This is a genomic window from Neisseria animaloris, from assembly GCF_900637855.1.
Lineage (GTDB): Bacteria > Pseudomonadota > Gammaproteobacteria > Burkholderiales > Neisseriaceae > Neisseria > Neisseria animaloris.
Genome location: NZ_LR134440.1, coordinates 1338435 through 1362786, shown reverse-complemented (window position 1 = coordinate 1362786; position 24352 = coordinate 1338435). Strand labels below are relative to the sequence as shown.

Genomic DNA, 24352 nt, shown 5'->3' with positions numbered 1-24352 from the left:
TTGTGTTTGTGAAAAGCCGTCTGAAAACCTTAAGCGGCTTTTGCTGCTTTGATGCTGTCGATAAATTTATCAAACAGATAAGCCACATCATGCGGGCCGGGGCTGGCTTCGGGGTGGCCTTGGAAACTGAACGCCGCCCGTTCGGTCAGCTCAATGCCTTGCAACGAGCCGTCAAACAGCGAACGGTGCGTTACTTTTACATGAGCGGGCAAAGTATCCGCATCCACTTCAAAACCGTGGTTTTGGCTGGTAATCATCACTTTGCCGCTGTCCAAATCTTGAACAGGGTGGTTGGCTCCGTGGTGACCGAACGCCATTTTGCGGGTTTGGCCGCCCACCGCCAAACCTAATAATTGATGCCCCAAACAAATACCGAACAGCGGTTTTTTGCTTTCCAACAGTTCTTTTACCGCCGCAATCGCATAATCGCACGGCTCGGGATCGCCGGGGCCGTTGGAAAGAAACACGCCGTCGGGGTTCATCGCCAGTACGTCTTTTGCCGGAGTTTGTGCCGGCACAACGGTTAAACGGCAACCGCGCTCGGCCAGCATACGCAGAATATTGGTTTTCACGCCGAAATCGTAAGCAACCACATGAAACGGCTGTTCAGACGGCCTCTCAAAGCCTTTGCCCAGCTTCCATTCGCCTTCCGTCCATTCATAAGATTCGCTGCACGTTACTTCTTTCGCCAAATCCTTGCCGACCATGCTGCCGAACGCCGCAATCAGCTCGCACGCTTTTCCCTCGGTAGCGTCCGCACCGGCCAGAATCGCACCGGCCTGCGCCCCTTTGTCGCGCAAGATGCGGGTGAGACGGCGGGTGTCGATGTCGGCAATCGCAACGGTTCGGTTGCGAACCAAATATTCCTGCAAACTCTCGCTGCTGCGGAAATTGCTGTGCAGCAGCGGCAGGTCGCGAATAATCAAACCGGCGGCATGAACGGCAGTGCTTTCAGTGTCTTCGCTGTTGGTGCCGGTATTACCGATGTGCGGATAGGTAAGGGTAACGATTTGTTTGCGGTAAGAAGGATCGGTAAGGATTTCTTGATAACCGGTCATGGAAGTATTGAATACCACTTCGCCGGAAGTGTATCCTTCATAACCAATTGATATTCCGTGAAAAATATTGCCGTCTGCAAGAACAAGGATTGCTGGTGTCGTCATGATGATTCGTTCCTGTGTTGTGTGATTTATCCGCTGAAAGGCCGTCTGAAAAATAAAGCAGCTTTACAGATTTTCAGACGGCCTAAAGTATCCGGTCAAAAAAAAACACGTCGCACAGTTTGTCGGAAAACTGTGTTACGTGCTTTGAGGGCATGGTGTATGCCGCAGAAGCAACACATTTTAAGCGAAAAAAAAAATTAGCTCAAGCACTGGGAAAAATATGTTGGAGGCAATTTATTTAATTTTTCTGGAATTTTATCTAAATTAAATCAGTTACTTGATTGGAGTGTACAAAATTATTTTCAAGGTTATCCGAGATGTAGCGTGATAGATATATCTCTGATATTGTTGATTTTATGTATCAATATGTGAATATGCTAAATAATGTGAATGTGCTAAAATAGAATTAGGTCTAAAAATATACTTTGAAATCCTTTCTATTCGATTCTTACTCTATTAATTAAGTAGCTCTAAATTTGAGTTTAGACGCTAACATATGAAAGTTTGCACATTATGAAAAAATCTAATTCTCGCTTTAAAGGCACTGTGCGGCCGATAATTTGCAGCATAGTTTCTGCTTTGGCCTTAATTGGCGATAGTGCATATGCCCAGTTTGCTCAGATTCCTTTACACCTTCAAAATAAAACAGTTACGACAACGGGCGATGGAGTCAAGCCTAATGTAATGTTATTCATTGATGATTCCGGAAGTATGAAAGATACGCCAGCTGGTAGAAAATTAAATAATACTCAAGATTATTATCATTATAATTATTATAATGATAATTATTATAATAATTATGTTAGGGATTATTATGATGACGATGATGGATATTATAGTAGATATGGTGCGGGATATTATGATCCTTTTTACGGCGCTTATTCTTCGGGAAGCCCTAACTACTATTCCTCATCCCGGCGATCTTCATCTCAGCAGGGAAGTCGTAGCACGGTTGATAGAAATTTTGCCAACCAAAGAGATAATGAATCTAAGTTAGACATTACTAAGAAAGCACTTTTTGCAATATTGCAACATTATAACAATAGAATTAATTGGGGTTTGCAAACACTGCATAATAATGGTAAATCTGATTTGACAGGATATAGCGATGATTGGCGGCATGTTCAGAGGCAAGTGCAGTTAATCAAAGCTGATAGTGGCACGCCAACAACCCGCCGTTATTATGAGATTTCTGATATTGTGAAAAACAATACACTTTATCGCTGCCAGAAAAACTATATTGTTTTAATGTCTGACGGAGATGCGAATACAAGTTGTGGTTACGAAAGAAATGCTAAAAATCCTCCATTTAACTATAATGGAGATGCTTATTTTGGGTTTCCTAAAGACTTCTCTAATGGATGCAATAGGCAAAAGGATAATGACAAGTATCATATATTTTGGGATCAGAATGATGGATTACGTTTTTTCAGCCAAACTTTTGCTACGAAGGACTTTAAAACAGGTGGGTTTGATAAGACAGGGAAAAGTTGGGATGGTGCTGATATTGACTTTAAAGATAAGAAAACAGGAAAAAGCATATACGCTAATCAAATTGCAGAAACATTTACAGTTGGGTTTGGTACAGCTATCAGTCAACGAGGTGAAACTTACCTTAGGAGCGGAGCCAGTAAGCCCGAATATTACTATAATGCAAAAAATACAAATGATTTGATTAATGCGTTTGCAAAAATTTTTGAAAGCATTGAAGCAGAAAGTTTAAACCAACCCATAGAAATAGAAGGATCTGTTGCTCCTGCTGTAACCGGTAATAAGGTTCCCAATATGGCTGCTATTGTTCAATTGGATACCGGATCATGGAGCAGTCAACTGCAATTTTTTGATGTCAATCCCGATGGTAAAATTAATGCTTCCCTTAAGCCTAAAAATCCTTCTTTTGCCGATAGAAAAACTTTGATAAATACAGGAGAAGGTGTTTATTGGATAAAAGACCTGCAAAAAGATAATGCTTATTTTGGAATAGAAAGAGGCAGTGCAGTTGATGATAAGGAATGGAAAGATGCACTGATACCATGGGTAGCAGCTCGTCCAGAACAATCAGATGAAGCAATTAAAACTCTTGCCCAAAATAAAAAATACAGCCAAGCCTATCGAGTGCGTGCACAAGGTCAGGAGATAGGTGATATTTTGGATAGCCCGGTTGCAGCTATTGGCAAGGAACGGTATGGTAGGCAAGCGTTCTTGGTTACTGCGGCCAATGATGGCATGGCTCATATCTTTGTGAGTCAAGATGATAAAGAGCATCCTTATAAATTAGAATTGAGTTATATACCTGCAGCTATGGAGCAAGACGGGTCGAATACTTTGGCAAAAGGGCTTAAATATCTTGCTAATGAAAAGTATGGTCAAACAGTTCCTCATCGCCATATGATTAACGGAGGATTTGTTTTACGCCGCACAGCATCACATAACGGTACAGATGAAAACCAACAAATTTTTATGTTTGGTTCAATGGGGCAAGGAGGGCGCGGAGCCTATGCTTTAAATATTGGTGGAATCAATCGTATTACAAGGAAACCGACAGGTGTACGTAGTGATGATCCCAAAACAGATGTGCCGCTTTTTGAGACGAAAAAAGGTACAGTGAATGAGCTGGGTTATACGGTAGGTTCTCCACAAATTGGTCGTGTTTCTATTCAACGGAATGCGAATACGGCTGCTGTTGATATCAGTAAAAATATTCGCTATGCTGGTTTCTTAGCAAGTGGATATAGTTCGTCAAAATGGAAAAAAGTGGATAACCCGAAATCTGACGAGAAAAAACAAGAAACTGCTTTGTATATTTATGATATTTTAGGTCAAGAAGCGAATGTAGGTACTAAGACCGGTAATCCCGGTGAATTGCTTCGTAAAATTTCTGTAGCGGAAGGAGTAGGAGGGTTGTCCAGTCCTACATTGGTTGATGTTGATTTTGACGGTATTATTGACATCGCTTACGCTGGAGACTACGGTGGTAATATGTATCGGTTCGATTTTAGAAAAGAGGACCCAAATAAATGGTCTTATCAGCGTATTTATGAAGGGAATGACAAACAACCCATTACTTCTGCTCCGGCCGTTTCTCGCCGAGGCACAGAGAAATATGTTGTGATTTTTGGTACCGGTAGCGATATTTATCAAGAAGATTTAGAAGATAAAAACCAACAGGCGGTTTACGGTATTTTTGATGATGTTTCTCCAACAAAAAATGGTAGTACTAACGTTACGGCTGCAACAGATAAAGATTTACAGACGCAGACGATCTCTTCTAGAACTATTGACGGACAAGAATATCGTTTCTTATCTAACAACGCTATTAGTCCGAATCATAAAGGTTGGAAAGTTGATTTGGCTTCAAACGGTGAACGGGTAGTAATCAAACCGACGATGATTCTACGGACTGCAGTAGTAAGTACACGAATTTATGATGCGGCTAAAACCGACAACTTTGAGGGAGACCTGTGTGTTAGACAGAGTAGTAACAAAATCAGCAGTTCTAGCTGGGTATTTGGCTTGAATGCGGAAACCGGCGGGGCGTTGAGAAAATCAGATGCGCACTTGGTTTTCAAAAACAATCCCATGAATGGAGAGTTTTATGCAAATGGCCGTAAGAGTTCGGGATTGCTCAACTTTACCTACGTTGATACAGCGAAGGGTGACGATAATCCTGTAACTGTTGACGGTGATAGCGGCGGTACAGGTACTGATAGAATGATCACTACCATGCCGTTTATTCCTCAAAATAAATGTTTTGTGGATAAAGCAAGTCGAACTCTTATTACCAATAAAAAAGAATCTATTGGTGTCGAAGGTCGGATTTGTGGATTGCGCCGTATTAGTTGGAGAGAGATTTTCAATTAAAGTGCGTTTAAAAGGTAAAAAGCTGCTTGAGAAATTATCAAGCAGCTTTTTTATTAACTTTAATAAAGTAAAGAGGGTTGATTGTATTAGTTGCCTTTATTATGTCGTATGGTGGCTTTCTATCTTATGTGCCGTATCAGGTTATGATTTTAGAGGTTGGATTATTGATATGAAACTTTTATTGACACGCTACAGAAGTTTTTAGGTATCATAACAAAAGTTAAATTATTTTATTCTTCAGTTTATAAGTTCAGTTTTGCTGATAATGTTTTAAATTATGTCAAATATTCAACACAATACACAGGTACAGCGCCGTTTGAAGACACGCCATTTGTCGATGATTGCGATTGGGGGCTGTATCGGTACTGGGCTGTTTATGGCCAGTGGTACGGCTATCAGCTCTGCTGGTCCGGGTGGTGCGCTTGTTGCTTATGCAGCCATTGGACTGATGGTTTATTTTTTGATGACTTCGCTTGGGGAGATGGCAACTTACCTGCCGACTTCCGGTTCGTTCAGTACTTATGCTGCACGCTTTGTCGATCCTTCTCTTGGCTTTGCGTTGGGTTGGAACTATTGGTTTAACTGGGTGATTACTGTTGCGGCCGATGTGGTTATTGCAGCGGTTGTGGTTACATATTGGGAGCCGATGCGGTTTATGGCTCCGTGGGCATGGAGTTTGGCATTTTTCTCCGTGATTTTTTTATTAAACACCTTGTCGGTGCGGGCTTACGGTGAGTCGGAATACTGGTTTGCGCTGGTTAAAGTGGTTACGGTTATTGTGTTTTTGGCAGTGGGCGTGTTGACGATTTTCGGTATTCTTGGCGGTGAATACGTGGGTTTGACGAATATGACGATGGGTGATGCGCCGTTTTTGGGAGGCGGATTTTCCGGACAGTTTCTGACTATTCTGGGTGTTTTCTTGATTGCTGGTTTTTCGTTCCAAGGTACGGAGTTGATCGGTATTACTGCAGGTGAATCCGAGCACCCTGAGGAAAGTATTCCTAAAGCCATCAAGCAAGTATTTTGGCGGATTTTGATTTTTTATATTCTGGCTATTTTGGTGATAGGTTTATTGATTCCTTATACCAGTCCCCAATTGTTGGGTGCGGATGTAAACGAAATTGCCAAATCGCCTTTTACGTTGGTGTTTGAACGGGCGGGGTTAGCGTTTGCAGCGGCCGTGATGAATGCGGTTATTCTGACATCGATTTTATCTGCCGGTAATTCGGGCATGTATGCTTCCACACGTATGTTGTATGCGATGGCAAAAAACGGTTTAGCCTATAAACAGTTTTCTCGAACTAATGAAAAAGGTGTTCCGATATTTGCTTTGTTTGCAACGGCAATTATTGTGCTGGCGATTTTTTTGTTGCAGTTGGCAAGCGATAAGATGTATCAATATATTCTTGCCGCCTCGGGATTGACCGGTTTTATTGCGTGGCTGGGCATTGCCATCAGCCACTATAGATTCCGCCGTGCTTATATCGCTCAGGGTAAAGATTTGAAGACGTTGGTCTATCGCGCCAAGTGGTTTCCGTTTGGCCCTTTATTGGCGTTGGCTTTGTGTATTTTGGTGATTATCGGCCAAGATACCGAATTGGTGTTGAAAGGCAGTTTTGACTGGGATCGCGTGGTTATCACTTATATGGGGTTGCCGGTGTTCTTGGGTTTTTATTTCTACCATAAACTGCGCTATAAAACACGTAAGATTCCATTGGAACAGGTGGATTTGAGTCAAGATGCACATTGATTTGAATAAAAAGCTAAGGCCGTTTGAAAAGTATTTTTCAGACGGCCTTTTTTTGTTGCAGCCGGTTAGATATCATATTTGTTATACGTCTTCTATAGAAGTATATCGGCAGTAAATTTATCTATGCCTTGCATGGTTGAATTTGCGATTTTTATTTAAAAGAGTTTTTCGAAACAATGGAATGGTTTGTATATCTTTACAGCAGGATGGCCAGAAGCATGAGTGAGGGGTATGCTATGAGCGGATGCTTATACCTGTATATTTCAAACGGCATATAATTTGAAAGACGTTTACCGAGTTATGAATATGCAAAATAAACCGCATAGAATATTGATTTGTAAGCTTCGCCATCATGGTGATGTGTTGCTTGCTACTCCTGTGGCGGATGTAGTGAAGCATGTTTTCCCGGACTGTGAGGTGGACATGCTTGTGTATCAGGAAACCGCCGATATGGTTCGCAATAACCGCCAACTCCGGCGTATTTTTACCATAGACCGCAATTGGAAAAAACAGGGTCTATTGAAGCAGGCGGCTTGTGAATTTCGATTGCTGAAAGAATTGAAAGAACAGCATTATGATTGGGTGTTGAACTTATCCGATCAATGGCGGGCCGGCATATTGGCCAAATTATGCGGGCGGCAAAGTGCCGGAATTGCTTTTCAAAAGCGAAACAATGTATTGTGGAAGTTTTGCCATACTTTTCTCGGTAAAGACTTAGGGAATGAGCATCATATTACGAAACACAATTTGGCTGTCTTGGGTCCATTGGGCTTTTCTCTCGACCATTACCATCCCGAAGTGCGTCTTGATGTTTGCGAAGCTGACCGCTTGAGTCTGCAAAACAAATTGAGAGGGCTTGGTTGGCAAGGAGAGGGCTATGTGCTGGTGCATCCTGGATCGCGTTGGATATTCAAATGTTGGGATGATGATAAGACTATGGAACTGCTTCAGCGTTTGTTGGATAGCGGGGAAAATATCGTATTGACTGCCGCTCCTGATCAAAGAGAACGGCGTGTATTGGAGCAAGTAACAGGCCGTCTGAAAACTACCGGAAATGCAAAATTGTGGGTTTTGTCCGGTAGCTTGAATCTATGCGAGCTTGCTGCGGCTATTGACAGATCAAAATTATTTATTGGCGTGGATTCAGCACCTATGCATATGGCTGCGGCGTTGGATAAGCCGCAAGTTGCATTGTTCGGCCCCAGCTGGGTAAGCCGCTGGCGGCCCTATTCAGATAAAGCATCGGTAGTATGGGCAGGCGATTATGGCGATTTGCCGCATCCGGACAGTATCAATACCAATGATGAGAAGCGTTGGTTGGGTGCGATTCCTGTCGAAGCGGTATGGCGGGCTGTGCAGGAGAAGTTAGTCTATCTCCGGTCTGAAGCCGAACATGATAGCGGCGAAGCTTAATTCGTCATACAGCCTTACGCCGTTGTTTATCAGTCATCAGTGAAATCATTGCCCCGGCTCCATATCAAGGCCGTCTGAAAAGGTTTTTCCACTTTTTCAGACGGCCTTCTTTATAATAGCAGGCCGTTTGAAACACAGAGGCCGTCTGAAATGCCGCAAACCCTCGCCGAATGGATAAAAACCTGCCCGCTGCCCAAACTGGAAGCACGGATGCTGCTGCAACATGCTACCGGTTATACCCGCGCCCAATTGATTACCCGTGAGCATGAAGTTCTCGAAGAGAATGTTCAGACGGCCTTAAATGCATTGGCTTGCCGTCGCATACAAGGAGAACCGATGGCCTATATTTTGGGCAATCGTGAATTCTACGGACGCATGTTTAAAGTCAATCCTCATGTATTGATACCGCGCCCGGAAACCGAACATTTGGTTGAGGCCGTTATCCGATATTTGCCTCAGGGCGGCAAAGTGTGGGATTTGGGTACGGGAAGCGGCATTATCGCAGTAACGATCGCGTTGGAGCGCCCTGATGCACAGGTTTCCGCTTCCGACATCAGTGCTGCCGCCTTGCAAACCGCTGCCGACAATGCCCGGGCATTAGGGGCGGAAGTTGAGTTTTCATGCGGTTCGTGGTTTGAGGCGGGGAGGCCGTCTGAAAACCATACTTTCGATATTATTGTTTCCAATCCCCCTTATATCGAAGCCGAAGACAGCCATCTGCAGCAGGGCGATTTGCGCTTCGAACCGCAGTCCGCACTCACCGATTTTTCAGACGGCCTGAGCTGTATCCGTGCTTTGGCCGAAGGTGCGCAGACTTATTTGAAAGAAGGCGGCCGCCTAATGGTTGAACACGGTTACAACCAAGGCCGGGCCGTACAGGAATTATTCAAACAAAACGGTTTTCACGAAATAGAAACTTTGCAGGATCTTGCCGGGCAAGACAGGATTACACTGGGAACCATCGGTCTTGAGGCCGTCTGAAAATCTCATGCCCAATAGACTTGATGATTCAGGCCGAGTGCCGCCCGTTGTGCCGCCTCGTGCGGGGCTATATCGGTATTCTCGCAAAGAGCGTGGTAGTGAAATGTAGTTTTAAACGATTAAAATTACACTACTTTGTTTTTTATCAAAATTCTAATTTTGAAATTCAGGAAAATAAAAAAATCTGCAACAAAAATCCGGTTTAACCTTGCAAGCAGATTAACGTTATAAAAAGAAAGGAAGCACATGACCACACGCCAAGAAATTCTCGATTGGTGCGATCAAACCTTGCAAACCGACCTATTTAAAGACTATGCGCCAAACGGTTTGCAAGTTGAAGGGCGGAACGACGTGAGTAAGATCATCACCGCCGTTACCGCCAGTCGCGCTGCCATCATCTATGCAGCAGAGCAAGGTGCAGACATGCTGCTGGTGCATCACGGCATGTTTTGGAAGAGTGAGCCGGTAACCATCACCGGATGGAAAAAAGAACGCATTGCAACTTTGCTCGGCCACGGCATCAATATGGCAGGCTACCATCTGCCGCTCGATGCCCATCCCGAATTAGGCAACAACGCACAATTGGCTGAAAGAATGGGATGGGTTCGCGAAAAACAATTCGGCGAACAAAATCTTCTGAACATAGGCCGTCTGAAAACCCCGCAAACTTTAGATGAACTGTGTGCAGATTTGCGTAACCGGCTCGGACGGGCTCCCACTGTGGTTGGCAGCGGAGAGCGCATCATCAGCCGTATCGTATGGTGTACCGGTGGTGCACAAGGATTTTTTCAAGAAGCCGTAGAAGCCAGTACGGATGCCTACATCACGGGCGAAATTTCCGAAGCACAGTTTCATTTGGCTAATGAAACCGGCACCGCTTTTATCGGAGCAGGCCACCACGCTACGGAACGTTACGGCATACAAGCGCTGGGGGAGGCTCTTACCCGCGAATTCGGTGTGGAAACCCTTTTCTTCGACGAGCAGAATCCTGCATAAAGTTGAAAAATACGGCAAAACTTTACGTTATTTTAAATAGTGCTTTAAGTATTCCTATAAAATCAGGTAGAATTGATAAGTTTAATGGCTCGGTATTCCCAAAATTTTAGGATGACTGAATAATGGAAAATCAAGAAATCAATCAAGGCCGCCGCCGCTTTCTAACGTTGGCGACGGCCGGTGCAGGCGGTGTTGCCGCATTAGGCGTGGCAACACCGTTCCTGGCTAGTTTTTTCCCGTCGGAAAAAGCCAAAGCTGCCGGTGCGCCCGTAGAAATAGACGTAAGTAAAATCGAACCCGGCCAGTTGGTTACAGCCGAGTGGCAAGGCAAACCCATTTGGGTGCTCAACCGCACAGAAAAACAGTTGAAAGACTTGGCATCTCTGAACGGGGCAGTTGCAGACCCTAAATCGGAAGTCGAGCAACAGCCTGAATACTGTAAAAACGAAATGCGTTCGATTAAACCCAATATCTTTGTGGCCATCGGTATTTGCACCCATTTGGGTTGCTCGCCGACTTTCCGCCCCGACATCGCCCCCGCTGATTTGGGAGCAGATTGGAAAGGCGGCTTCTTCTGCCCGTGCCACGGTTCCAAATTCGACTTGGCAGGCCGCGTATATAAAGGCGTACCCGCACCTACCAACCTGATTATTCCGCCCTACAAATACCTGAGCGACACCACCATTTTGGTAGGCGACGACAAATAAAGGGACTTATCATGGCAAACCAAACCAATAATGAAAATAAATCATTGTTAGGCTGGGTGGACGCACGTTTCCCTTTGTCTAAAATGATGAAAGAGCACGTAACCGAGTATTACGCGCCCAAAAACTTCAACTTCTGGTATTTCTTCGGCTCGCTGGCCATGCTGGTACTGGTGATTCAAATCGTCAGCGGTATTTTCCTGACCATGAATTACAAGCCCGACGGCAACCTGAACTCATACCACCTGCCCGCCGCTTTTACCGCCGTAGAATACATCATGCGCGACGTATCGGGCGGCTGGATTATCCGCTACATGCACTCCACCGGCGCATCCATGTTCTTCGTCGTGGTCTATCTGCACATGTTCCGCGGCCTGATCTACGGCTCATTCAAAAAACCGCGCGAATTGGTGTGGGTATTCGGCTCATTGATTTTCTTGGCTTTGATGGCCGAAGCATTCATGGGTTATCTGCTGCCTTGGGGTCAAATGTCGTTCTGGGGCGCACAGGTAATTATTAACCTGTTTGCCGCCATTCCCGTTATCGGCCCCGATTTATCCACTTGGATCCGAGGCGACTTCAACGTATCCGACGTTACCTTGAACCGTTTCTTCGCTCTGCACGTTATCGCCGTACCGCTGGTATTGGTCGGCTTGGTGGTTGCCCATCTGATTGCCCTGCACGAAGTAGGCTCCAACAACCCTGACGGCGTAGAAATCAAAAAACTCAAAGACGAAAACGGCATTCCGTTAGACGGTATTCCGTTCCACCCCTACTACACCGTTAAAGATATTCTGGGCGTAGTGGTATTCCTGATCGTATTCTGTGCCATCATGTTCTTCGCTCCCGAAGGCGGCGGTTACTTCTTGGAAGCACCCAACTTCGACCCGGCCAACCCGCTGAAAACGCCTGCACACATTGCACCGGTATGGTATTTCACACCGTTCTACGCCATTTTGCGTGCCATTCCTTCTTTCTTCGGCACACAGGTTTGGGGCGTAATCGGCATGGGTGCCGCCGTTGTATTGATTGCCCTGCTGCCATGGCTTGACCGCTCTCCGGTAAAATCCGTCCGCTACCGCGGCCCGATTTTTAAAATCATGTTGGTACTGTTTATCATTTCCTTCATCGGTTTGGGGATTTTGGGTGCTTTAGTGGCTACCGACACTCGCACGATTGTCGCACGTATCCTGTCTGTCATTTACTTTGCATTCTTCTTAGGTATGCCGTTCTATACTAAACTGGATAAAGACCGTCCGGTTCCTGAGCGTGTAACCATGAGTACCGGCAAACAAAAACTGATGTTTTTTGTTTATGTTACCATTACTGTGGTGGGTGCATATCTGTTTGCAACTAACATTTAATGAGGGCAGCGAAAATGAAACAAACACTGAGAAATTGGGTGGCTGCCTTATTATTGGCAGCACCTATGAGCGTAGCGTTTGCCGCGGGCGGGCATGCCCACTATGAGAAAGTTGATATCGACTTAGGCGATCAAGTCAGTTTGCAACGTGGCGCACAGATTTTTACCAACTATTGTTTGTCTTGCCATTCTGCAAGCGGCATGCGTTTTAACCGTTTGCAGGATCTTGGGTTGACTGAAGATGAAATTAAGAAAAATCTGATGTTTACCACCGATAAAGTTGGTGATGTAATGCAGTCGGCTATGGCTCCGGCAGATGCTAAAAAATGGTTCGGAGCAGAACCGCCTGATTTAACTTTAATTGCTCGTTCCCGCGGTGCCGATTATCTGTATGCTTATATGCGCGGTTTTTATAAAGATCCGACTCGTCCTACCGGCTGGAATAACACCGTGTTTGATAAAGTGGGTATGCCGCACCCTTTGTGGGAACAGCAAGGTGTTAAAGCAGTTGAACTGGATGCCAAAGGCCAGCCTGTTATGGTGAAAGACGAGCACGGCAATATGGTTCCGAAATTGATCTGGGAGTCTACCGGATTGCACAGCCGTCGTTTACCAAATGGCAAAGTTATTGAAAAAGAATATGATAGCTATGTCCGTGATTTGGTAAATTATTTGGTTTATATGGGTGAGCCGGCTCAACTGGAGCGTAAACGCACAGGATATATCATTTTGATTTTCCTCTTGGCAGTAATGTTGCCGTTAGCTTATTTCTTGAAAAAAGAATATTGGAAAGACATTCACTAGAAGCACATTCTATAAAAAAGGTAAAACCAACTTGGTTTTGCCTTTTTTCTTTTGTATATTATTTTGAAATTTTTTATAAAACAATAGTTTATGTTGAATTTGTGGATAAATTGATTAGAAGCGGCTATAATTCTTCAACTGATAGATATTATCTTCTAGGCCGTCTGAAAAAGGCGGTATAGATTTTGCCGGAGCCCAAGATTATGATGACTTTATATTCGGGTATTACTTGCCCGTTTAGCCAACGCTGCCGTTTTGTATTGTTTGAAAAAGGTATGGATTTTGAAATTAAAGATGTTGATATCTTTAATAAGCCTGAAGACCTTGCAATTATGAACCCTTATAACCAAGTGCCGGTACTGGTAGAGAGGGATTTGATTTTGCATGAATCAAATATTATTAATGAATATATTGACGAACGATTTCCTCATCCGCAATTAATGCCGGGAGATCCGGTTATGCGTGGTCGTGGCCGTTTGGTTTTGTTCCGTATGGAAAAAGAATTATTTAGTTTGGTACAGGTTTTAGAAAATTCCGAGGCAACTAATAAGGAGCAAGCCAAGGCACGTGAAGCCATTGGGCAAGGGCTAACTGTGCTGGCACCTTCATTTGCAAAAAATAAATATATCTTAGGTGATGAATTTTCTATGATTGATGTTGCACTCTCTCCATTGTTATGGCGATTGGATTATTACGACATCAAACTGGGTAAATCAGCTGCTCCTATTTTGAAGTATGCAGAACGTATTTTTCAGCGCGAAGCTTTTATTGAGGCTTTAACACCGGCTGAAAAAGCAATGCGCCGTTAAGTTTATCGTGAGTAAGAGGCCGTCTGAAAGCCGTAATTTTTCAGAAGGAAGATTCAATGAACACTAGTACCAAACCTTATCTGCTCCGTGCTCTATATGAGTGGTGTCTGGATAATAATCAAACACCGCATATCGTAGTGTGGGTTAATGAGCATACTCGTGTTCCCATGCAATATGTACGTGAAAATGAGATTGTTTTGAATATCGGTCAGACGGCAAGCCATAATTTGACCATAGATAACGAATGGATTAATTTTTCAGCGCGTTTTGCAGGGGTTGCTCATGAGATTTGGATCCCCGTTGGGCACGTAATCAGTATCTTCTCCCGTGAGAGTGGCGAAGGCATGGGATTCGAGGTTGAGCCATATCAGACTGAAAGTGAAAAGAAAGGTGAAGAGCCTCTGCATTTTGTAGAAAATAAACAGCCTGTCGTAGAAGAAGATAAACGAACAGAACACCGGGAAACGAATGGTGAATCTAAATCCAAAAAAGGGTTGAAATTGGTTAAATAAAAAATGCTGCTATAAGGCAGCATTTTTTATTCTCATTATTTTTACAAATATCGAGTTAAATCAACTGATTGAAATTTCGGCGAAAGTAGACAAGAGCAGGCGTAGGAGGGTTGTCATGTACTCGAATTTCATCTATTTCTACATAAAACACATCATGCGTACCTATTTCATGTTTTGCGATGATTTTACCGTGTAAGTGTGCTAAAGCACCTTCTATTTGCAGTTGTCCGTTTTGCCCTCGGTGCCAAATATGGTATTCAAAACGCTCTTCGGGGGATAATTTGGTAATGCCTGCAAAGTGTTCAGCCACATCTCGTTGTACGGCGGACAATACATTAATGCATAGATGACGGTTAGCAGAAATAATGGGAATAATGGCCGAACGACGATTGATACACAACATCACAGTAGGTGGTTCATCTGTAATGGATGTAACTGCCGTCATGGTAATACCGTATCGTCCGGCCTCACCGTCAGTAGTGATTACATGAACACCTGCCGCGCATGAAGCCATTGCGTTGCGAAAATCGTGTTGTAATATTTGGGCAGAATGATTTTTTGCCATTATTAAGGTGGTGCAAATTATTTGAGAAGCTGCTCGAGACGTGATAATTCGCCAAGTAAAGTTTGAAGTTGCAGCATTTTTTCTTTTGATAAAACAGTTTCAATTCTGTCGTAGCACTCGTCGACTTTCTCTCCGATGGATCGGTAAAGTTTTTCGCCTTCTGTTGTAAGTTTCAAGTATACACGACGTTGGTCATTAGAAGGTTTTAGCCGTACCACGTATTCAGCCTTTTCTAAACGTGTCAAAATTCCTGTGAGGCTGGGCCGTAAAATGCAGGCTTGATTGGCTAAATCTTGAAAATCAAGTGTGCCGTTCTCGGCCAGTAGCCGGATAATGCGCCATTGTTGGTCGGTAATGCCCGCATTGTTGAGAATGGGACGGAATTGAGTCATTAACGCTTCCCGGGCCTGAATCAGGCAAATGTTCATAGATGCATGTTTAGATTGATGTATCATGCTTTTTGTCTCCGTTTTTGTGTTTCATTGTCGCCATGTTAAGTAGGTTTTTTTGTCGTAAGGAATAAAGTGTTGCTATAAGTAATTGGGTTTTTGAATAAGCAACATTTAATCAGACGAATCATCATTATCCGGCGATATTTTTGTTGGGATGTTGTAATTGTTAATATTATTCTAATCTGCTTGAAATCACAATAAAATCCTCAAGAAAGTTAGGATATTAAGGAAAGGGTGTGACTTTGAGTGCGGATTATCCAGAATAAGACGGATGATTTATCCAATAAATGGATGAAGATAGATAAAGTAAATTATTTATAACGTCGTGGTATGGATTCAAAAAGTCGGTTTGTAAGTTTTTCAAGAGAGAAACCGGATTCTGTTTTTGATTTTTTTATAGTATATGGTTTGTTAGCTTTTCGTTATTTTTATTCCGAATTAGTGTGAAGTGAATGATATATAAAAGGCTGTCTGAAAACTTTTCAGACGGCCTTTATCTTTTAACTGATTGTTTAAGATACTACCTCACCTGCAGCACGTTGCTTCTCAATGCTGCGGTTGATATACCACTGTTGGAAAATAGTCAGAATGTTGTTAACTACCCAATACAATACCAAGCCAGCAGGAAAGAAGAAAAACATTACTGAGAAAATAATCGGCATAATTTTCATCATTTTGGCCTGCATGGGATCGGTAGGCGGCGGGTTCAGGTAAGTTTGGATGAACATGGTGGCCGCCATAATAACGGGCAGAATAAACCACGGGTCGGGTCGGCTCAAGTCGTGAATCCAACCAATCCATGGGGCTTGGCGCAATTCTACAGATGAGAAAATTGCCCAATATAAACCGATGAATACTGGAATTTGCAACAGCATTGGCAAGCAGCCGCCAAGAGGGTTGATTTTTTCGTCTTTATACATCTTCATCATGGCTTGCTGCATAGCCATACGGTCGTCGCCGTATTTCTCTTTCAATGCTTGCAATCTCGGTGCTACGGCACGCATTTTTGCCATTGAGCGGTAAGATGCGTTGGTTAGCGGGTAGAGGATGGCTTTCACAATGATAGTCAGTAAAACAATCGCCCAGCCCCAGTTGCCGACGAAACCGTGGAGTTTATCCAGCAGCCAGAACAGCGGCGAAGCAAAAATATGTACTTTGCCATAGTCTTTTGCCAGTTGCAGGTTGTCAGCAATTTCGCTGATGGTGCCGGTTGTTTGCGGACCGGCATACAGGCCGACAGGGAAGTCGAGTTTGTTGCCGTTTTGAATCGCAGGCATCGGTACGCGGACGCTGGCGGAGTAAAGATTGTCGCTACGGCGTTTCAAGTCAATTTGGCAGCCGCCATTGTTGCAGACGGATTGGCCATCTTTAGGTTGCAGAATCCAAGTAGACATGAAGTAATGCTGAATCATGCCAAGCCAGCCAGAGTCGGTTTTACGTACATACTCTGCTTGGTCGCGGCCTGAACTGTAGTCATCATCCAAATCTTCGAATGTTACTTTTTCGAATTTGCCGGCAGGAGTGTAGACAACAGGGCCGGTGTAAGTATGGTTGAAGTACCCTTCGCCGTCGGGCTTACTGTTGTCTCGCAGCAGACGGTATACGGCATCAAGTTTTACAGGAGCGCCGCTTTGGTTGGTAACATCGAAACGGATGTCGATCAAATAGCTGTTTTTATTGAAAGTATAGATTTTATCAATTTTCAGGCCGTTGGTTTCAGGTGCGCTCAGGCGTACTTCCACTTTATCACCGTTCAGGGAATACTGTTTCTGAGGAGCTTGGAAAGTAATGTTTTTTAATATGTTTTGGCCGTCTGAATTGAACAACTCGGATTGTGCAACGTAAGTATAATTCTTGCTGTCATTGAACAAGACGAAATCTTTGCTTTCATCGCTACTGGCATTGTATTTCAGCAAAGTCAGCTGGCGGAGGTCGCCACTTTTTTCATCAATGACTGCTTTCATCGTATCGGTGGTTACCGTGATGGGTGCGGCAGGAGTCAAAGCGGATGTGTCGGCTTGGATTTTTGCCGGAGATTGTTGGGTTGGTGAGGTTTGTTGTTGCGCCGGTACCGGCTTGGGAGAAGGGAATAATTGTTCCCAGCCAAGAAGGATAACCAGTGCAATGGCAAAAAAGGCCATTAATCGTCTAAAGTCCATAGAGTTTTCCTGATAGTGCCGAGTGATAAGGCGTTATTGCTGTTTCAGACGGCATTATATAGAAACAGATAAATAAACCAATAAAAACGAACAGAAATATGTGTTCGGTAGGTAGTCTTTTTACGGTTTGTTTAAGGTACGGGGTCATGCCCGCAACCGCCAAACGGGTGGCAGCGTGCAATACGTTTGGCTGCCAACCAGCCGCCTTTGAATGCGCCATATTTTTTTACTGCTTCTACGGCATATTGCGAGCACGTCGGTGTATAACGGCAACGGGGCGGCAGCATCGGGCTGATGGCGTATTGATAAAAGCGGATGAGGCCGAGCAGTAATTTGGCAAGCATAGTCAGCGCTTCTGCATCAAATGTGCCAGTTGGCGGCAGGCTTCGGCCGAGGTTTCGCGGCTAAATGGTTGGCGCACGCGAACGATAAAATCGTGCGGCGGCAGATTGTCTCTATTGCAACGGAACCATTCGCGTATGATCCGCTTCATATAATTGCGGTCATGGGCACGTTTAGCCGTTTTTTTGCTGACAATCAAACCGATGCGGGGGTAGTTCAGGCCGTTGTCGTCTGATTGCAATACTTGCAGTAAGCCGCGGCTGCGCTGGTTTTTTAACGCAAAAACGGATGAAAAATCATCCGTTTTTAATAAGCGGTACTGCTTGCTGAAGCCTTGGTCCAAGTTTTAAACAGCCAAGCGTTTGCGACCTTTGGCGCGACGTGCAGCCAAAACAGCACGACCGCCGCGGGTTTTTGAGCGTACCAAAAAGCCGTGGGTGCGTTTGCGGCGGGTAACGGAAGGTTGATAAGTGCGTTTCATGTTTCTTTCCTAAGTTTTATCAGAAAATTAAACCGCAAATTACACCTGAATTTAGTGGTTTTGTCAATCAATATAAACGGTTTGCGTGTAAAACCGGCAGCTTGTGAGATAAATTGCCCACATGTTTTCACCATTTACCGCATGGCTTCGGCAGATAGCGGCTGTGGATAAATTTCGGTATAATCCGCGAAATCTTGGCATGCAGTTTTCAGGCCGCCTGAAATAAAGAGACTGGATAAATGCTTAATGTTTTGATTAAAGGGACTTTCGGGCGGTTTTCTAGCCTGTTTTAAGTATTCCATTCAAATAAAAATCAGTTGTATTAGCTATAATCGAGCCACCCCACATGACGCTTGCAGAATTTTGGCCTATTTGCCTACGCCGACTTCACGATAAATTACCACCGCAACAGTTTGAAAAATGGATTGCTCCGTTAACTGTCGGTGAGGAAAGCGGTATGTGGGTAGTTTATGGCAAAAATCAGTTTGCTTTCAATATGCTGAAAAATCAGTTCGCAGCTGAAATTGAAGCGGTGCGAAAGGAGTTGGTGCCGTCGCAGCAGGCTTTCTCATTTAAAACCGGTAGTGGCCAGTGTTATGAAATGGCACCGTCGGATGTATCGGAACCGAGCCGAAATACGGATAAAGGCAATGCTGACAACATCTTTTCAGACGGCCTCGAAGATAAACACACAATAAAGCCGTCTGAAAAAGCACCGAAAACCAATACGGCAGGTAAAAAAAGTGCGCAAGATATTTTGGCCGAGCGCATCAAGCAGTTGCCGCCGGAGAATGGAGCAGGCAAAAAGGCGGTGGAAACCAAACCCGTAAAGCCTACGAAAAACGAACCTGTATGCGAACAAGATGATGTGCGTTACACGCAAACCAATTTGTCCCGTGATTATACTTTTGAAACTTTAGTTGAAGGTAAGGGAAACCGCATTGCGGCTGCTGCGGCGCAATCGATTGCTGAAAGCCCCGGCCAAAGCTATAACCCGTTTTTCCTTTACGGCAGTACGGGTTTGGGTAAAACCCACTTGGTACAGGCTATCGGTAACGAATTGCTGAAAAATAAACCGGATGCAAAAGTGCGCTATATGCACTCCGACGATTATATTCGCAGCTTTATGAATGCCGTGCGCACCAATGGCTACGACATGTTCAAGCAGCAATACAAACAATATGATTTGCTGATTATCGATGATATTCAGTTTATCAAAGGCAAAGACCGTACGATGGAAGAATTCTTCTATCTATACAATCATTTTCATAATGAAAAAAAACAGCTTATCCTCACCTGCGATGTACTGCCCACCAAAATCGAAGACATGGATGACCGTTTGAAATCACGGTTTTCATGGGGCTTGACTTTAGAGCTGGAGCCTCCCGAATTGGAAATGCGGGTGGCGATTTTACAGAAGAAAGCAGAAACGGCCGGTGTGGATTTGAATGAAGATGCTGCATTTTTTATTGCCAACCTTATCCGTTCCAATGTGCGTGAGCTAGAGGGCGCATTTAACCGCGTGAGTGCCAGCAGCCGTTTTTTGAACAAACCCATTGATATTGATTTGGCACGAAAAGCATTGCAAGATATTGTGGCGAGCTCGTATAAAGTGATTACGGCTGATTTGATTATTGATGCCACGGCAAAATATTACCGCATAAAAATCAGTGATATACTCGGTAAGAAGCGTACACGTAACATTGCACGCCCGCGCCAGATTGCTATGAGTCTGACCAAAGAACTTACCAATCTGAGTTTGCCGTCTATCGGAGAAGCTTTCGGCGGGCGCGACCATACTACGGTAATGCACGGAGTCAAGGCGGTGGCCAAGTTGCGCGAAGAAGACCCCGAATTAGCACAAGATTATGAAAAATTGTTGATAATTATTCAAAATTAAATTTAGCCCGAAGGGATAACCATGTTGATTTTACAAGCTGAACGCGATGCTTTGCTCAAACCTTTGCAGGCAGTAACCGGTATTGTCGAACGACGCCATACGTTGCCGATTCTGTCGAATGTACTGCTCGAGAACGTACACGGGCATACCAACATTTTAGCTACCGATTTGGAAATTCAAATCAATACCTCGGGCCCTCATAGCGAGGCGGGTGATTTCCGCATCACAACCAACGCGAAAAAATTGCAAGATATTTTGCGTGCGCTTCCCGAAAGCTCGTTGGTTTCTTTAGATTGGGCACAAAACCGCCTGACTTTGAAAGCAGGCAAATCCCGTTTTGCTTTGCAAACGCTGCCCGCGGAAGATTTTCCGTTGATGAGTGTGGGCGAGGAAGTGAGCGCTGCATTTTCACTATCGCAAGAAGCATTTAAAAACATGTTGTCGCAAGTGCAATACAGCATGGCCGTACAAGATATCCGTTATTATCTCAATGGTTTGCTGATGCAGGTTGAAGGCAGTCAATTGCGTTTGGTGGCGACCGACGGACACCGTTTGGCTTATTCGGGTACCACCATTGATGCCGATTTGCCCAAAGCCGAAGTGATTTTGCCGCGTAAAACGGTATTGGAACTCTTTAAATTGTTGAACAACCCCAGTGAACCGCTTACGGTGGAGTTGTTGAACAATCAAGTGCGTTTCCGTTGTAACGATACTGTTATTGTCAGCAAAGTGGTAGACGGTAAATTCCCCGATTTTAACCGTGTTATCCCATTGGACAATGACAAAATCTTCTTGGTGGGGCGAACCCAACTGCTTGGCGCATTGGAGCGTGCGGCGATTTTGGCAAATGAAAAATTCCGTGGTGCGCGTTTGCACATCCAACCGGGGTTGCTGAGTGTGGTGTGTAGCAACAACGAGCAGGAAGAAGCGCGTGAAGAGTTGGAAATTGCTTATCAGGGCGGTGAGCTTGAAGTCGGCTTTAACATCGGCTATCTGATGGATGTGCTGCGTAATGTTCATGCAGATGATATGCAATTGGCGTTTGGCGATGCCAACCGTTCTACGTTGTTTACCATTCCCAATAATCCCGATTTCAAATACATTGTAATGCCGATGCGAATTTAAGTTTTTTATGGATAAAAGGCCGTCTGAAATAATTCAGACGGCCTTTTTAATGGCTTTTGAATTGCACAAAAACGCTGAAAATACACGCAAAATCAGGTATAATTCAACAGTTGTTTTGCCGTCTGGTTGCTGATGATTTTCAGACGGCCTCCTTATTTAAAATCAGTAAGAAAAGACTTTTCTATGACGAAGCAGGAAGAAGAATATGGTGCCGAAAGCATTCAGGTGCTGGAGGGTTTGGATGCAGTGCGTAAACGCCCGGGGATGTATATCGGCGACACGCAAGACGGTTCCGGCTTGCACCATATGGTGTTCGAGGTGCTTGATAATGCCATTGACGAAGCATTGGCAGGGCATTGCGACAAAATTACTGTGGCAGTAAATGCCGATAATTCGATTACGATTGAAGACAACGGCCGTGGCATTCCTACCGGTATTCATCCGAAAGAAGGCCGGTCTGCTGCCGAAGTGATTATGACCATCTTGCATGCAGGTGGGAAGTTTGACAACAACAGCTACAAAATTTCAGGCGGTCTGCACGGAGTAGGGGTTTCCGTCGTCAATGCTTTGTCGGATTGGCTGCGTTTGACTATTTACCGCGACGGCAAAGAGTATTTCGTCGAATTCCGCCGCGGCGTGGCTGTTGAACCGTTAAAAGTGGTCGGTGATGCGCCCGAGAGCCATACCGGTACTAAAGTTCATTTCTTAGCTAGTGAAGAAACATTTGGCCTGATTGAATACCATTTCGAAATTTTAGCGAAGCGCATCCGAGAATTATCTTTCTTAAACAATGGTGTAGGTATCAAATTAATTGATTTGCGCGACGGAAAAGAAGAGGATTTCGCTTTTTCCGGAGGTGTGGCGGGCTTTGTGCAATACATGAACCGCAAAAAAACGCCGTTACACGAAAAAGTATTTTACGCTTTCGGTGAAAAAGAAGGCATGAGCGTGGAATGCGCGATGCAGTGGAACGACAGCTACCAAGAATCCGTGCAATGCTTCACCAACAACATTCCCCAGCGCGACGGCGGCACACACTTGACCGCTCTGCGCCAAGTGATGACCCGCACCATCAACAGTTACATCGAATCCAACGAAATCGCCAAGAAAGCCAAAGTCGATACCAGCGGCGACGATATGCGCGAAGGCCTGACTTGTGTGTTATCGGTTAAATTGCCCGATCCGAAATTCAGCTCGCAAACCAAAGATAAACTGGTTTCCAGCGAAATCGGCCCGGTAGTCAATGAAGTTATCAGTCAGGCATTAACGGACTTTCTGGAAGAAAATCCCAACGAGGCCAAAACCATTTGCGGCAAAATCGTTGATGCCGCCCGTGCCCGTGAAGCAGCCCGTAAAGCCCGCGAAATCACCCGTCGAAAAGGCGTGATGGATGGTTTGGGCTTGCCCGGGAAACTGGCTGATTGTCAGGAAAAAGACCCTGCTTTATCGGAGCTTTATCTGGTCGAGGGTGATTCGGCAGGAGGGTCGGCCAAGCAAGGGCGGGACCGTAAGTTTCAGGCTATTTTGCCGCTGAAAGGTAAAATTCTGAACGTGGAAAAAGCCCGTTTTGAAAAAATGCTGGCCAGTCAGGAAGTGGCTACATTGATTACCGCTTTGGGAGCCGGTATCGGCAAAGAAGAGTTCAACCCTGAAAAACTGCGCTATCACCGCATTATTATTATGACGGATGCCGATGTGGACGGCGCACACATCCGTACCTTGCTGCTTACCTTCTTCTACCGCCAGATGCCTGAATTGGTTGAACGCGGCTACATCTACATTGCCCAGCCGCCGCTGTATAAAGCCAAGCACGGCAAGCAGGAGCGTTATCTGAAAGATGAATTCGAGAAAGACCAATTCCTGCTTGGTTTGGCCTTAGACAAAGCCAAAATTGTTTCAGACGGCCGTGTAATCGAAGGTCAGGAATTGGAGCAAACCGCCAAGCAGTTTTTATCGGCAAAAAACGTTATTGCCCAAGAAAGTCGGGTAATAGATGATTTGGTGCTAAAAGCCATGCTGTATGCGGATACGGTGGATTTATCTTCGGAAGAAAGCACCGATGCCGCTATTACTGCACTAAATTCATTATTGGATGAAAAAGAAGTGGCTTTAGAGCGTGTTAACGGCCATGAAGGCGGGCACTTTATCAAAATTACCCGCAAACTGCATGGCAATGTGATGGTAAGCTATATTGAACCTAAATTCTTGAGTAGTAAAGCGTATCAAACATTGGTGCAAACCGCCGCATCACTCAAAGGTTTAATCGGTACGGATGCCAAATTGTATAAAGGCGAAAATGAATTCGATGTCGACAGCTTTGAAGATGCCTTGGAAATTTTGATGGGCATTGCCCAAAAAGGTTTGTCTATCCAACGGTATAAAGGTTTGGGCGAAATGAATCCCGAGCAATTGTGGGAAACCACAATGGATCCTGCGGTACGCCGTTTGTTGAAAGTGCGTATTGAAGACGCAATTGCTGCCGATGAAGTGTTTGTTACCTTGATGGGGGATGAAGTCGAACCCCGGCGTGCCTTCATCGAAAATAATGCGCTTGTTGCCCAGAACATAGACGTGTAATAGCTGCCGGAAATTAAGAGGCCGTCTGAAATATCTTTTCAGACGGCCTCTTATCATAGACAAACCAATAAGCGTAATTTGGTATCCGCAATATTTTTTGCCAGCATATTACCGATCATATCGACCTAATCCTGCCATCCCAACTTTTCCGGCTTCAGTTCCAATCCCTTTGTTGTCTCCTTCGCCGCTACAAAGGCATTAAACGGCACCTACTGCTTTGACATCAAACTCATCTCCGTCGATGCCGATCTACCGCTGTCGTCGTATATTAACCAAACTGTTGCTTTTACCGTTACTCCAATCAGCTCCGATGCTTTAGGGTTGAACGAAGGTATGCCCGCCCCCCGATGCGTTGAAAAGCAGGCATGGCATCATCATTTGCTGCGAGCGGTTGG

20 protein-coding genes are annotated in these 24352 nt (G+C 44.7%); 13 read left to right on the top strand and 7 right to left on the bottom strand.

What is annotated here, in order from left to right:
* Positions 1–29: 29 nt before the first annotated feature.
* The gene (gene carA, locus EL216_RS06255; protein ID WP_085390089.1) at positions 30–1163 is read right to left on the bottom strand and encodes a glutamine-hydrolyzing carbamoyl-phosphate synthase small subunit; all 1134 of its coding nucleotides are present in this window, start codon (positions 1161–1163) and stop codon (positions 30–32) included.
* Between the two features lie 513 nt (positions 1164–1676).
* Between carA and pilC the strand changes: the two genes are divergently transcribed.
* The 10 genes from pilC to EL216_RS06205 all read left to right on the top strand — a co-directional run bounded on the left by pilC (position 1677) and on the right by EL216_RS06205 (position 14356).
* A complete protein-coding gene (gene pilC, locus EL216_RS06250) occupies positions 1677–5024 on the top strand; it encodes a PilC family type IV pilus tip adhesin (protein WP_085390090.1) in 3348 nt (1115 codons plus the stop codon).
* Between the two features lie 337 nt (positions 5025–5361).
* The gene (locus EL216_RS06245; RefSeq protein ID WP_232005282.1) at positions 5362–6774 is read left to right on the top strand and encodes an amino acid permease; all 1413 of its coding nucleotides are present in this window, start codon (positions 5362–5364) and stop codon (positions 6772–6774) included.
* A 306-nt stretch (positions 6775–7080) separates the two neighbouring features.
* A complete protein-coding gene (rfaQ, locus tag EL216_RS06240) occupies positions 7081–8187 on the top strand; it encodes a putative lipopolysaccharide heptosyltransferase III (RefSeq protein WP_331852402.1) in 1107 nt (368 codons plus the stop codon).
* A 150-nt stretch (positions 8188–8337) separates the two neighbouring features.
* Positions 8338–9168 (top strand): peptide chain release factor N(5)-glutamine methyltransferase, encoded by an 831-nt coding sequence (gene prmC, locus EL216_RS06235; protein WP_085390093.1) that lies wholly within the window; start codon positions 8338–8340, stop codon positions 9166–9168.
* 246 nt (positions 9169–9414) lie between these two features.
* On the top strand, positions 9415–10164 hold the full coding sequence (locus tag EL216_RS06230; RefSeq protein ID WP_085390095.1) for a Nif3-like dinuclear metal center hexameric protein: 750 nt from the start codon (positions 9415–9417) through the stop codon (positions 10162–10164).
* Between the two features lie 122 nt (positions 10165–10286).
* Complete coding sequence (gene petA / locus EL216_RS06225) at positions 10287–10871, top strand: ubiquinol-cytochrome c reductase iron-sulfur subunit (protein ID WP_085390096.1); 585 nt, start codon at positions 10287–10289, stop codon at positions 10869–10871.
* Positions 10872–10882: 11 nt separating this feature from the next.
* Complete coding sequence (locus EL216_RS06220) at positions 10883–12232, top strand: cytochrome b (protein WP_085390097.1); 1350 nt, start codon at positions 10883–10885, stop codon at positions 12230–12232.
* Positions 12233–12246: 14 nt separating this feature from the next.
* Positions 12247–13035 (top strand): cytochrome c1, encoded by a 789-nt coding sequence (locus tag EL216_RS06215; protein WP_164713858.1) that lies wholly within the window; start codon positions 12247–12249, stop codon positions 13033–13035.
* A 203-nt stretch (positions 13036–13238) separates the two neighbouring features.
* The gene (locus EL216_RS06210) at positions 13239–13844 is read left to right on the top strand and encodes a glutathione S-transferase N-terminal domain-containing protein (RefSeq protein ID WP_085390099.1); all 606 of its coding nucleotides are present in this window, start codon (positions 13239–13241) and stop codon (positions 13842–13844) included.
* 56 nt (positions 13845–13900) lie between these two features.
* The gene (locus EL216_RS06205; protein WP_085390100.1) at positions 13901–14356 is read left to right on the top strand and encodes a ClpXP protease specificity-enhancing factor; all 456 of its coding nucleotides are present in this window, start codon (positions 13901–13903) and stop codon (positions 14354–14356) included.
* Between the two features lie 55 nt (positions 14357–14411).
* On the opposite strand, the gene hpaC is transcribed toward EL216_RS06205, so the two are convergent.
* From hpaC to rpmH, 6 genes are all read right to left on the bottom strand, one after another.
* Positions 14412–14870 carry a 4-hydroxyphenylacetate 3-monooxygenase, reductase component gene (gene hpaC, locus EL216_RS06200; protein ID WP_085390151.1) on the bottom strand — a complete coding sequence of 153 codons (459 nt, stop codon included), beginning with the start codon at positions 14868–14870 and terminating at the stop codon, positions 14412–14414.
* A gap of 68 nt (positions 14871–14938) precedes the next feature.
* Complete coding sequence (gene hpaR, locus EL216_RS06195; RefSeq protein WP_085390101.1) at positions 14939–15376, bottom strand: homoprotocatechuate degradation operon regulator HpaR; 438 nt, start codon at positions 15374–15376, stop codon at positions 14939–14941.
* 509 nt (positions 15377–15885) lie between these two features.
* Positions 15886–17532: a membrane protein insertase YidC gene (yidC, locus tag EL216_RS06190; protein ID WP_085390102.1), complete on the bottom strand. Its 1647-nt coding sequence runs from the start codon at positions 17530–17532 to the stop codon at positions 15886–15888.
* 131 nt (positions 17533–17663) lie between these two features.
* A complete protein-coding gene (gene yidD / locus EL216_RS06185; RefSeq protein ID WP_085390103.1) occupies positions 17664–17876 on the bottom strand; it encodes a membrane protein insertion efficiency factor YidD in 213 nt (70 codons plus the stop codon).
* 2 nt (positions 17877–17878) lie between these two features.
* Positions 17879–18217: a ribonuclease P protein component gene (gene rnpA / locus EL216_RS06180; protein ID WP_085390104.1), complete on the bottom strand. Its 339-nt coding sequence runs from the start codon at positions 18215–18217 to the stop codon at positions 17879–17881.
* 3 nt (positions 18218–18220) lie between these two features.
* Entirely contained in the window at positions 18221–18355 is a 135-nt protein-coding gene (gene rpmH / locus EL216_RS06175; protein ID WP_004283944.1) for a 50S ribosomal protein L34, read from the bottom strand.
* 346 nt (positions 18356–18701) lie between these two features.
* Between rpmH and dnaA the strand changes: the two genes are divergently transcribed.
* The 3 genes from dnaA to gyrB all read left to right on the top strand — a co-directional run bounded on the left by dnaA (position 18702) and on the right by gyrB (position 23957).
* Positions 18702–20255, top strand: a complete 1554-nt coding sequence (gene dnaA / locus EL216_RS06170) for a chromosomal replication initiator protein DnaA (protein WP_085390105.1) — start codon at positions 18702–18704, stop codon at positions 20253–20255.
* A gap of 21 nt (positions 20256–20276) precedes the next feature.
* Complete coding sequence (gene dnaN / locus EL216_RS06165; protein ID WP_085390106.1) at positions 20277–21380, top strand: DNA polymerase III subunit beta; 1104 nt, start codon at positions 20277–20279, stop codon at positions 21378–21380.
* A gap of 183 nt (positions 21381–21563) precedes the next feature.
* Positions 21564–23957, top strand: coding sequence for a DNA topoisomerase (ATP-hydrolyzing) subunit B (gene gyrB / locus EL216_RS06160; protein WP_085390107.1), 2394 nt, complete (start codon positions 21564–21566; stop codon positions 23955–23957).
* Positions 23958–24352 lie beyond the last annotated feature (395 nt).

Bases quoted from the DNA above. Each gene is read 5' to 3' on its own strand.
- EL216_RS06245 (WP_232005282.1), top strand. From the start codon at position 5,362: ATGATTGCGATTGGGGGCTGTATCGGTACTGGGCTGTTTATGGCCAGT.
- EL216_RS06220 (WP_085390097.1), top strand. From the start codon at position 10,883: ATGGCAAACCAAACCAATAATGAAAATAAATCATTGTTAGGCTGGGTG.
- carA (WP_085390089.1), bottom strand. From the start codon at position 1,163: ATGACGACACCAGCAATCCTTGTTCTTGCAGACGGCAATATTTTTCAC.
- gyrB (WP_085390107.1), top strand. From the start codon at position 21,564: ATGACGAAGCAGGAAGAAGAATATGGTGCCGAAAGCATTCAGGTGCTG.
- EL216_RS06230 (WP_085390095.1), top strand. From the start codon at position 9,415: ATGACCACACGCCAAGAAATTCTCGATTGGTGCGATCAAACCTTGCAA.
- petA (WP_085390096.1), top strand. From the start codon at position 10,287: ATGGAAAATCAAGAAATCAATCAAGGCCGCCGCCGCTTTCTAACGTTG.
- yidC (WP_085390102.1), bottom strand. From the start codon at position 17,532: ATGGACTTTAGACGATTAATGGCCTTTTTTGCCATTGCACTGGTTATC.
- yidD (WP_085390103.1), bottom strand. From the start codon at position 17,876: ATGCTTGCCAAATTACTGCTCGGCCTCATCCGCTTTTATCAATACGCC.
- pilC (WP_085390090.1), top strand. From the start codon at position 1,677: ATGAAAAAATCTAATTCTCGCTTTAAAGGCACTGTGCGGCCGATAATT.
- rfaQ (WP_331852402.1), top strand. From the start codon at position 7,081: ATGCAAAATAAACCGCATAGAATATTGATTTGTAAGCTTCGCCATCAT.
- hpaR (WP_085390101.1), bottom strand. From the start codon at position 15,376: ATGATACATCAATCTAAACATGCATCTATGAACATTTGCCTGATTCAG.
- EL216_RS06205 (WP_085390100.1), top strand. From the start codon at position 13,901: ATGAACACTAGTACCAAACCTTATCTGCTCCGTGCTCTATATGAGTGG.
- dnaN (WP_085390106.1), top strand. From the start codon at position 20,277: ATGTTGATTTTACAAGCTGAACGCGATGCTTTGCTCAAACCTTTGCAG.
- EL216_RS06215 (WP_164713858.1), top strand. From the start codon at position 12,247: ATGAAACAAACACTGAGAAATTGGGTGGCTGCCTTATTATTGGCAGCA.
- dnaA (WP_085390105.1), top strand. From the start codon at position 18,702: ATGACGCTTGCAGAATTTTGGCCTATTTGCCTACGCCGACTTCACGAT.
- hpaC (WP_085390151.1), bottom strand. From the start codon at position 14,870: ATGGCTTCATGCGCGGCAGGTGTTCATGTAATCACTACTGACGGTGAG.
- rpmH (WP_004283944.1), bottom strand. From the start codon at position 18,355: ATGAAACGCACTTATCAACCTTCCGTTACCCGCCGCAAACGCACCCAC.
- prmC (WP_085390093.1), top strand. From the start codon at position 8,338: ATGCCGCAAACCCTCGCCGAATGGATAAAAACCTGCCCGCTGCCCAAA.
- EL216_RS06210 (WP_085390099.1), top strand. From the start codon at position 13,239: ATGATGACTTTATATTCGGGTATTACTTGCCCGTTTAGCCAACGCTGC.